This is a genomic window from Nostoc sp. FACHB-888, assembly GCF_014696655.1.
In the GTDB taxonomy this organism is placed as follows: Bacteria; Cyanobacteriota; Cyanobacteriia; order Cyanobacteriales; family Nostocaceae; genus Nostoc.
The window spans coordinates 1-10,887 of sequence record NZ_JACJQM010000147.1 but is presented as its reverse complement, the minus strand read 5'-3'; the positions used below and the strand labels follow the sequence as shown (position 1 = coordinate 10,887).

The window sequence follows — 10,887 nt, the reverse complement described above, 5'->3', positions numbered from 1 at the left end:
CTTTGGCAGCAATGCCTCTGTCTCTTCGCTGAACCAATATTATGGCAACCGCCTGAGCAATTTTTGTAAACTATCTTTGCACTCAGTCAAAGCTATAGTTGAATTGTGCCTATAATAAGTTACGGCTAACTATAACTGGAAGTTAGCACCCTGTAAATGGTTATCGCTTGGATTACGCATCAAAGGCGATACCAAAGACAAACAAAATTTATCGGCAGCGCAATAGTTCCTATTCCGTTGCCAACATGCACTCTCCGCGATCGCATGTTGGTGAAAGTCTTCTATATCAAGGGAAGTAGTGTTAATCGTAGTTTATATCGGATAAAAGATAAGGGTAGATTATTTTGTGTTCTCACTTTTGTAGCATAAATGTAGTATTATGTCACTGATGTAGAGGAATAAAAAAGTTCAACAATAAATAATAAAGTCCAACAATAAATAAAAAAGTTCTACAATTTCTGTTGGGTGCTTTACCCCGCTCCAGGCATCCGTCCATGAATCGCTCACAAGTCTTACCGCCCCGCCGTGCGATCGCTACGTTATTACTAGAGCGATCGCCTCCGGCGGGGCGTAGCCCATCGCGCCCACATTGGGGTAGAATCACTCTCCTAATTGTTGAACTTTTTTATTTGAGTTTGGTGTCTCTGTGTTGAAAAAGTGGTAAATTGATCCCTTTTCCATCCCCAAATTGTTCAACTTATTTTTATGTGGACTTGCACCCAACCACGAAAAATCAATGCTTTGAGAGACTAGAATTGTTGAACTTTTTTATATGCTTACAATAAGATGAGCAACTTGTGGGTTCGCACATAAGATGAAATTGTCACTTAAAGGAAAAGATGGCCGGAATTAAAGGATAAAGTGGCCGCCCTAAAAACCTACAATGCTTATTTTTGCGTCGCCCTACTTTTGCCATACTTTACAAGCGATCGCACTCAATTCTCGCAAATACGCTTCTGTCATAGGTTCTGTTCTGCGGCCGCTTATTGCTTTAAAAACGGTCACTTTATCCTTTAAGCTACACATTTGAAAGCATAAACGTACCGCCCCGGCAAACTTATGCTTACAGTCACAATCACAGCCATCTGCTCAAACAGAATCCATAGCTTTGAAAGAGGGTGTCGATAACACTTTCCAACGTTTCAAAAAAGCTAAATTATGGGATGATCCTAAGAAAAAGACGAAGATAGAGAAACTACTCTCCCAACTGGAAGCATTAATTAAAGAAGATTAAAGCTTTCAAAATTGCGTTTTCGTAGACCATACCAAGAGATCCCTGTGAGTTTTGGTTAAGTAAAGGGAATAATTAGCTTATCAGGTAAAATCTACAACCATGTCGCCTCGTATCATTAACGATCGCTACGCTTTATCTCCCAACCTGCGCTCTGGTGGTATGGCGGATGTCTACCAAGCCATTGACATGAAAGAAGGATTGCGACAGGTAGCAGTCAAAGTTTTCAAACATGGGCAGATTGAAGTAGACATTTTAGTTGAATCCTTCCGACGCGAAACTCAGGCACTCAGGGAGTTAAAGCATCCCAGCATTGTCGAGCTTTTTGATTCAGGACGAGATAAACAGACTGGAGAATATTTCTTGGTCTTAGAGTGGATGGAGAGAGATTTAGCGGTACTGCTAAAAGAAACTCCATTAGAAGGATGGGATTCTTATTGGGAGAGGTTAGCTCTTCCAATACTAAATGCACTTGCATTTTCTCACGAGCGTAAATACGTTCATCGGGATCTCAAACCAAACAATATTCTAATTAGTAGTGATGGCAGGTTGAAACTGGCTGATTTTGGAATTTCCAAACTCAGGGGTTATTTTCGCCCAACTGTAACGTTAAGGGAATTTGTCTCTCGTCCCTTTACACCTCAAGAAGAAGATGACGGTTCTTACCCTTATACCCGTGATGTATTTAGTTTTGGGGTAATGACGCTGAAATGCTTGACTGAGTTTGATCTCGATTACAGTAGCTTTTCGAGTGCGATCACTGCCCTTGATGCTCCCCCTGAAATCATCGAAATTATCGAACGTGCTGTCTCGAACGATCCTGCTGAACGGCAACCAAACGCAGAAGTATTATTAGCAGAGTTAGAAGCAATTCAGCAGAAGCGATCGCGCAAGCAAACAACCCGAAAATACTCCTGTTATCTCCAACTGACTCGTAATGCTGTAAGAAACCTTGAGAATGAGCTTCAGTTACCAGAGACGGAAATTCAGAAGGTTCTACTTGAGGACTTAAATGCTGGATGTGGCATTGCTAAGAAGTCAAGCAGTGGCACAAATGGACAATCTGCTGATAATCATTATTCAATTTTTGGCTTCTCTTACCGCTATTTAGTTGCAGCAGAGCAAGATTGCCTAGTTATAATCAATGCTCAAAGCTTTTCTAGTGTTGTCCTAGAACAAAACCGGGAACGATCCTGGCAACTGCCTTATGAATTCAAATTTGGAAAACCAATCGTTAAATGGGAAGCTGAGGATGTCATTAGAGAACTTCAACTGGGGGTTGAAGAGCATGAGGCAAATTTAAGGCAATCACGAGCGGAAGAGGAGAAACAACGTATCTTTCGAGTGTGGTGGGACATTCTCAGGGCGAAGACAGACTGGGAACAGAAGCGAGAAGAGCCGATTAAATACACAAGTGTTACACCTGATGGCAGTCGTGTCATTTTTCAGATTGCAGAATTACCAGAGTCAGACATTACCGGACAACCACGCCATGTGACACGTTCCAACGGATTTAGCATTTTGGGTGGAGACGTAGTGGAAGTGGTTGATGACAAACTGGTTCTGTACGTGAAATACGGCGAACTAGATCGCTTACCTCAAACAGGGGAACTGCGATTTGATACTCGCTTGGCTGAAATTGCCCTGAACCGCCAAAAAAATGCCCTAGATGCAATTCGGTATGATCGTGCTGTTCGCTCTGACTTACGAGAGTTACTAGCCAATCCTCAAGAAATTCAGGCCCCTGCCTTAGATATCGAGATTAAATTCATCCAATTTTTGAATGAGTCTCAGAAGGAAGTTGTAAAAGCGGCCCTGTCAACACAAGACTTTCTGTTAGTTCAAGGGCCACCAGGGACGGGTAAAACAACGTTTATTACAGAAGTCATCCTGCAAACCCTTCAGCAGAACCCTGAAGCAAGAATTCTACTTAGTTCTCAAACCCACGTTGCACTCGATAACGCATTGGAAAGGATTCAAGAAAAAAACTCCAACTTGAAGCTGATTCGCATTGGCAATCATGAGCGGGTATCAGAAGGTGTTTACTCGTTGCTTTTAGAAGAACAAATGGCAAAGTGGCGGGAAAATGCGATCGCCCAAGGGCAACAGTTCCTTGCTAATTGGTCTGCACGTAGCGGAATTTCTCAGCAGGATTTGGAGAAAGCTGTTCTATTTCAAGAGTTGAAAAATATTGCCTTGAACCTAGAGTCTCTAAGAGTAGAACTGTCAAGCCGTAAGCAGGAGAGGGAAGATAATTTTTCTGCACTCAATGATGAAGGAAAACCCAAATCTCGACGACAGCGAAATGTACCAACGGACAGGGTGGAGGAGTTTCAACGATTAGAAGAGGAAATCGAACAACTAGAGAAACAGGCAAAGGCTGCACGGGATGAGCAGAAACACAAAGCAAAACGTCTTCAAGAAATTACGCGCATCAAAACTATTGATGAATTGGTAAGACTATCAGCTGAAGAATTAGAGCAGAGGAGCAAGAGCTTGATTGATCCCAACTCACCTAATGCAAAAATCCTACAACAGCTGATTAGTCTGCAAACACAATGGTTCGAGCAGTTTGGGCGCAATGAACGATTTAATGCACCTTTGATCAAGCGATCGCAAGTCGTTGCAGGAACTTGTATTGGCATCTCCAGAGAAATTTCTGACATTGAATTTGATCTATGCATTGTTGATGAGGCTTCTAAAGCAACCGCGACTGAAGTTTTAGTACCAATGGCGCGTTCAAAAAAATGGATACTGGTAGGCGATCCCAAACAACTACCACCGTTTCAAGATGAAGCCAGCCGAAATTCCGAATTTTTGGAAGAGTATGAATTGGCATCAGGGGACATTCAAGAAACCCTGTTTGATCGCTTGTTAAGAACCTTGCCAGATGCTTGCCGTAAGATGCTGGCAATTCAGCATCGAATGGTTGAGCCGATAGGAAAGTTGATTAGCACCTGCTTTTATGAAGGTCAGTTGGGTAGTAATGGGCCTGCAATAGATAAAACTTTGAGTCAGGTTTTGCAACGACCTGTCACATGGTTGACTACCTCAAAGCTCAAAAATAGCCGCGAACAAGTCCTTAAGTCTAGCTTTAATAACTCCTGTGAAGTCAGAGTTATTGTTCAGTGGCTTAAACAACTTAACCGAGTTGCAGAAGAAGCTCAAAAACATTACACTGTAGCAGTTTTGAGCGGGTATGCAGCCCAACTGAAATTGCTCAATCGCGGCTTGGATGCAGAACAAAGTAGCCTAAAAGCTTTGACAATCGAGTGCAATACTGTTGATGCCTTTCAAGGGCGGGAAGCAGATATCGTTGTTTACTCAGTGACTCGATCCAACAAAGATGGCAAAATTGGATTTCTCAAAGATGAAGCCAGACTAAATGTGGCGCTATCTAGAGGACGGGTTGGTTTGCTGATTGTTGGCGATCATCAATTTTGTCGAGCGTTAAGTCACAGTCCTCTACATAGTGTCCTGCACTACATTGAACAACACCCAGAAGATTGTATTCAGACGGAGCCAAACTTATGACCTGGGAAGAATTTACGTCTTTACATCTAGAAGACCTGCGTCGCTATGATAATCGTTCCGGGTTTGACCTGGTTTGCTGCCAGGAAGTTGGGCTGCCCGTCTACAAAATTACTGTTGAAGCTCTGACTCAGGTTCGTAAACCAATTCCGCCGATTGAGGAGTACGTTCTGAAGGCTATTAATGTTGGTCTTTCATCCGAAGAAGAAATTGCCGGATTTCTGGGTTTGGAATTACTAACGATCCGAGAAGCAATGGTCAATCTACGCGTGAGTGAAGACATTGATCTAATTGCTCCTGATGTTTCACAATTTCAGGTATGGAAGCTAACGAAAAAGGGAGAGAAAACTTTACAAGAAGCCAGAATTATTGTGCCAGAAGAACGAACTTTCGATATTAACTTTGATGGACTTTTGAGAATCCCGCGCTGGTATGGTCAATTAAACTCACGCTTGCTCAAGGCAAAAGATTTGCGCGACTTTAGCATTGTTGAAATTGAGCCTTCACCAAAACGTCCTCCAGAATTGTCCGACCTCAAGTTGAAGGATGTTGACGAAATTATTCAGCAGATTGAGAAGGATAGTAAAGCCAGAGTTCGTCAGGAGCGAGATTTACTGGCTTTGAAGGCGATTGATCGGAGACAACGCTTTTTTCAACCAGCTACTGCACTGGTCTTTAAAGCAAAAGAGAGTGATGAGATTCAGGTGGCATTTGTCATTGATGGTATTGTTTCCAGCGAACATGAGGCTGCCTTTGCTCGTGCGGATGGGGTAAAGAAACTCCGAATTGCTGAGACACTAAGTCAGAGTGAACCGCGAAGGCTGGCTGAAGAGATACTAGGGCGTGAGTTTGTCGCTCAGTCACCTGTTGACGAGATTGCAATTCTTAAAAAAGAGACGACTGCGGCTCAAGCCAAAATTCAAGCTCAGATTGAAACAACTCAGGAAAAGATTGAGCAGGCAGAGGACGATGAAGAGAAACAAGCGCTTTATCAACAACTTCAAGATGCGTTAAAGCAAATTGAGCAGCTTCAATTTCAACTCGATTCTGTGCTGGCAACAGTACCGATGCGCTGGTTAGACATGTACGAACATCGCCCCTTGCTAGAACAAGCCCTTAAGGATAGCCGAGAACGCCTGATGATCTTCTCACCTTGGATTCGGGCTAACTCGGTCAACCGTTGGTTTCTCCAGCAGTTTGAGAATCTGCTAAAACGAGGAGTGCAAATTTTCATTGGGTATGGGTTAGGTGAGAAGGACGAAAAGCGCAGTTCAGCAGATATTCAAGCTGAGAAGAATCTGCAAAAGCTGGCAAGCCAATATTCCAAGACCTTTACACTTAAACGACTTGGAGATACTCACGCCAAAATCCTCATTTCAGATACCAAATTTGCAGTCGCTACCAGCTTTAACTGGTTATCTTTCAAAGGGGAGCGCGATCGCACCTTCCGCGACGAGCGAGGGACGCTGGTTTCTGACTCGCACAAGATTGACGAGCTGTTTGATAACCTGCTGAAGCGATTGACCGACGAATCTCACAGGAATTAGTCGGAGCGCGTACATCTTGGTTCTGTATGTTGAAAATATAGATTAATTATTTGATGCAACAATTTAATATGGCTGATCTGCTTCTGCCTGCCTCTTTTTTCTTTCCTCCTCTATTTTTGTTGATATTCGGTAATTTATACTAGGCTTTGGTCTTCACCATTTTGCCGATTCACGCAACAACGGCGCTCTATATTGCTCATATCTACCTTTCATCTAGGTAAACCGTAACTGTCCGCGCTCATTTAATCGTGCAATTCATCATACTTACCTTGATGCTACATCGTCAGCACATTCCTTAAGCGATGCCTTTTATGAAGAGACACTACCACCACTCTCAAAAAATAAACTGAAAATGACTCTATAGTTTTATGGCACGATAGCGATTAAAGAGGGGCTTATTTCGATAAGAAATCATTTGGCATGAAAGCAACAGAAACACGAAGAAGTTTTGTACAAGTCCTTTAAAATAAGCACTTCTGCCCATTTTCTTTAACTAAAGCCTATGTTTATAGTATTTATGTACTATAAACATAGAGTAAGTTTTTTAACCTAAAACATTACTTGTTAACTATAAAGTCATTTTTAGTTTATTTATTTCATCTATTTTTAGGTTTTTCTTTTAGAGGTGTATTTTTACCACCCAAATTGGGAAAATTGACTTGCATGAAGATGAAGCGATCGCTTCGCTCCTTTGCTACTTGGATAGCTACTTATTTTGGAGCGCATGAGTGCGATTGCTTTTTTTACGCAGTGCGTGATCAGTCCCAAGACACCCGACGTAACAGCCGCCAGCCAATAGTTTTCAGCTTTTAGGGAATTTGATTTGCTTCCCCAATTCTTGCAACTGCAAAATACTTGAAACCCTTGATTTATCGTTACAATAGTATTAGTAGTTAATAACCCCCAGAGGGTTAGTCTGAGCGCTATTGAGCTTACTCGTCGTCAGGAGATTCCTTATCTTCTTCGTCATCCTTGTCAAAATTTGTATTGCTGAGGGGGACTTATGGGTGAATCGAAACGCCGCAAGGCAATATTAGGCAATCAATATGGTTTGCCTAACATTTTCAATGAAGTCCAATCAATGTGGACGCAGATTAACTTCTCGCTCAAACGAGTCAAAGATTCTGATAATGGATGTTTACTTGTTCAGTGTTCCAAGAACGACCGAGGATTCCATCAAGACACTATTGCCCAACTTCAAAAAGAAATAGAAAATTGGAAATGTGATTTGGATATTCCTATCTTGATCCAAGTTCTCCCAAGGGGAGTTAAAAATTCAGAAACTAAACTTTTTGATGGATTCGTTACCCTTTGGTGCAATTGTCCGGAATTTGAATTATGGCGAGAAATATTTGAAACTAAACGAGTTTAGGAAATTTTGTTGCATTAAATTATTGTTTCCTCGCTGCACCATCATTTCTGTTGCCTCCACTCGATTTTGTACTCCCGTTCCACAGTTGCCAGCAATTTTGCCTGCAACGAAGATAAATAAGGTTTAGCTTGTTTCCCCAAACCCTGCAACAGCCAATCTACAGCCTCGTCACGGCTAGCCACTTGACGCAACTGCCGTAACCTCGCACACAACTGCTGCATAAAAAAGCAATCTTCATCAAGTAATTTCAGTGATTTCATCTGTTCGATTTTTACAGTGTAGTCGCCGTCCCATGTCTGAAGTGTACAATTGTATTCTCCAGCATGGCTAACTACTCCCCAATAACCCGCTTTACCTCTGAGTTCCGGGTTATCCTTCGGCAACAGAAGGCATATTTCCCCAATATGATAAGGATTGGGTACTTTCGGACTTTCGCGTATCTTGTCCACCACGTCTTTCACGATCCGACCGGATGGAATCTTATTGCCAGCTTGCTCTACTGCCTGCTGCCATACATCCGCTTGCACAGCCGGTTCCAACTCGGCTTTCGCCAAAAACCGCAGTTGTCGTTCGTTGGTCGGCATTGGAATTTGCTGACCATTGGTCGGCAAAAACTTAATTAAGATTCTCATAAACAGCAGTAGCCGAAATCTTCAAGTACGCTGCATCACGGCTGTAACCAAAGCGTTCGCGGCAGTATTCCTCAAAAGTTCGGTGCGTGGAACGGTATAGCCGTCTGTCTCTCAACTCCATCAGCGCCTGACCCGCTTCTAAAAATGTACGTTCTACACGGCGTTCTAATTGCAAGCGTAAGCTTTGTTCTTGGTCGGTCAACTCTTTGACTTCAACAGCCGTCACCGTAATCGTTGCTCTCCCGGGATTTTCGTGCAAAGAAGTATTTTCGGGAGCAGGGTCAGTTGCTAGCTTTAGTTCCTCAGATGTTGCGGGGGTAATTTTCTTGCGTCTGGATGGTGGTTTGTTCATTGCCGCACCTCCAGGCTGACAGCAGTTGAACAAATATCGAGTTGTGTCATCATTGAATATATGTTTCTTATCTTTACCCCCAACAATACCTTGAATGGGGTTTTTCGTTGCTTTATATATTTTGCAGTCTTAAAGCATTACCAAATATAAAACTCATTAAAAAATCTTATAGACCAATTATCAAAAAAACACCACACCAGAGCCACCACAACAACAAAATACTGTTTAGGCGTATTCTATAAATACCCTCTTCAACATACGGATAAAAGAACGGCTAATGCTTGATTATTTGACAGCGGGTATTGCATTTTGGATGACTTTGTTTGGAGTACAAGAGTCGTTGTTAGAATTTCGCCTGGGTTATCTCGGTCGTTACTAGTTTCTTTCCATTAGTGCTAGCTTATTCGTAAGCTTTTTGCTCTCTGCCCCGATTACTATCACGCTGATCATTAAAGTTGCAGTAGCTCCATTCACTTTTCCAGGTAATGTTATTCTTTGTGCGATCGCTGAGGTAATCTTTGATGTGATTCTCAGCCTGTCCCAAGGTTACAAAGGAACTAAAAATTCCAATTATACTATACGATATAGCTATAATTTTATAGTAGCTAATTATACCGTTACATTAGTTTTTATCAAGCAGATAATTATTACCAAAATAGTAGTTTTTTCTTCCAAGAGTATTGACATGTTATTGATTGCTGTATACTATCAATATCTTGTAAATTCAGACTATTCTCAATAACACTGTAATATCTATCAACACTAATTTTTTGAGCTATTTTCCATCTTTTGCTTAAATAAGGTCATATCTGTTCTGTCCTTATTTAACAAGAGCTACGTAAAATAGAAGTAAATATTACAACTATTGAAGAAAAAAATCAAATTCAGACTACGTACTTATTCATGTAAAGGAGAAAAATTTTGAGCGACGGCAATAATAATAATTCAGTTAGTGTAGCTTACTTTGATAGCTTGCCACAAAAATTTTCTGAAGGAGATGCTGATGCGCTTTTGGCTTTTGGTCGCCATTTACATTGGGGTTATTGGTCTGACCCAACTCAAGCTAATGGTTCGGTTGCAGATTTTGCTGTAGCGGCAGAGAACTTATCTCGTCTCGTTACTGACGTTGCAGAAGTACAGGATGGTTTAAGCATTCTTGATGTAGGTTGTGGATTTGGAGGAACCATTGCTACTCTCAATGAACGTTTTTGTAATATGCATTTAGTCGGAATAAATATTAATAAAGAACAGCTATCTAGAGCTGAAACAATAGTACAGGCTCTCCCGCATAATCACATAGAATTTATTTACGCTGATGCTTGCCAGTTACCATTCCCTGATGGTTATTTTGATGTAGTTTTTGCAGTAGAGTCTATTTTTGCTTTCTCTAGCCGCGAAAATTTCTTTAAGGAAGCAAGGCGAGTTTTACGTCCAGGAGGAAGATTAACGATTTGTGATTTTATTCCTATTGAGGCTTTTTACCGAACCTGGAAATTAATAGAAAAAGCTATTAAAACTCTTATTGTTCGTACTTACGGCTCTCGGTCTGTTAATTTTTGTCCTATTTTCGAGTACAAAAATTTAGCTGAAGCTACAGGTTTTGAGCTAGTAAAAACAGAGAATATTACTCGTAATACTTTACCAACTTACCCAGTAGTTAACTCATTAATGCGGCGAGAAGGGGATGAGGAAACTTACCGGGCAACTAGAGGGTTGGAGAGGCTTAGTCGCCGTGGATTACTACAATACATGATTTTATCTTTCCAAGTCTCTCCTCCTTAGTTGGAAGCTGAAAATTAAGATTATATAATTAACATGAAAATATTCAGTTTTCCCAAAGTTATCCAAGTAAGCATAATGATTTGCTTGTTGAATTCTGGAGTAGTAAAAGCACAAATCATCCCAGATTCAACGTTACCTGTCAATTCCGGCATTACTGTTGATAATGATATTAGCATTATCAATGGAGGAACTAGAGCAGGTAACAATCTGTTACATAGCTTTGACCAGTTTTCCATCCCCACTGGGAAAACAGTTTACTTCAACAATGCAGGAGACATTCAAAACATTATTAGCCGGGTAACAGGTAAGTCTATTTCTAACATTGACGGATTACTTGGACCCGGATTTCTCACAAACTCAGAAAAAAGCGGAGCTTAAAACTGCTAAAATGTATATATGACAAGCATTTCAGCAGTTTTAACCCATGAATCGACCCGCAA

Annotated in this window: 8 protein-coding genes; 5 read left to right on the top strand and 3 right to left on the bottom strand. The window is 41.3% G+C overall.

The window, feature by feature from the left end:
• Nucleotides 1–382: 382 nt before the first annotated feature.
• A complete protein-coding gene (locus tag H6G26_RS34005) occupies nucleotides 383–604 on the bottom strand; it encodes a hypothetical protein (RefSeq protein WP_190735464.1) in 222 nt (73 codons plus the stop codon).
• Nucleotides 605–1,333: 729 nt separating this feature from the next.
• Between H6G26_RS34005 and H6G26_RS34000 the strand changes: the two genes are divergently transcribed.
• The 3 genes from H6G26_RS34000 (at nucleotide 1,334) to H6G26_RS33990 (ending at nucleotide 7,681) form a co-directional block, all read left to right on the top strand.
• Nucleotides 1,334–4,765 (top strand): serine/threonine-protein kinase, encoded by a 3,432-nt coding sequence (locus H6G26_RS34000; protein ID WP_190735463.1) that lies wholly within the window; start codon nucleotides 1,334–1,336, stop codon nucleotides 4,763–4,765.
• Nucleotides 4,762–6,309, top strand: coding sequence for a hypothetical protein (locus H6G26_RS33995; RefSeq protein WP_190735461.1), 1,548 nt, complete (start codon nucleotides 4,762–4,764; stop codon nucleotides 6,307–6,309). Before H6G26_RS34000 ends, H6G26_RS33995 begins: the two co-directional genes overlap by 4 nt.
• A gap of 1,003 nt (nucleotides 6,310–7,312) precedes the next feature.
• Complete coding sequence (locus H6G26_RS33990; protein ID WP_190735459.1) at nucleotides 7,313–7,681, top strand: hypothetical protein; 369 nt, start codon at nucleotides 7,313–7,315, stop codon at nucleotides 7,679–7,681.
• A 41-nt stretch (nucleotides 7,682–7,722) separates the two neighbouring features.
• Here the strand turns inward: H6G26_RS33990 and H6G26_RS43160 are convergent, their stop codons facing one another.
• Nucleotides 7,723–8,265: a hypothetical protein gene (locus tag H6G26_RS43160; protein ID WP_242054069.1), complete on the bottom strand. Its 543-nt coding sequence runs from the start codon at nucleotides 8,263–8,265 to the stop codon at nucleotides 7,723–7,725.
• Between the two features lie 31 nt (nucleotides 8,266–8,296).
• On the bottom strand, nucleotides 8,297–8,665 hold the full coding sequence (locus H6G26_RS43155; protein ID WP_242054068.1) for a hypothetical protein: 369 nt from the start codon (nucleotides 8,663–8,665) through the stop codon (nucleotides 8,297–8,299).
• 921 nt (nucleotides 8,666–9,586) lie between these two features.
• On the opposite strand from H6G26_RS43155, the gene H6G26_RS33980 reads away from it, so the two are divergent.
• Both H6G26_RS33980 and H6G26_RS33975 read left to right on the top strand, forming a co-directional pair.
• Nucleotides 9,587–10,447 carry a class I SAM-dependent methyltransferase gene (locus H6G26_RS33980; RefSeq protein WP_190735457.1) on the top strand — a complete coding sequence of 287 codons (861 nt, stop codon included), beginning with the start codon at nucleotides 9,587–9,589 and terminating at the stop codon, nucleotides 10,445–10,447.
• 75 nt (nucleotides 10,448–10,522) lie between these two features.
• Complete coding sequence (locus tag H6G26_RS33975; RefSeq protein ID WP_190735466.1) at nucleotides 10,523–10,825, top strand: filamentous hemagglutinin N-terminal domain-containing protein; 303 nt, start codon at nucleotides 10,523–10,525, stop codon at nucleotides 10,823–10,825.
• Nucleotides 10,826–10,887 lie beyond the last annotated feature (62 nt).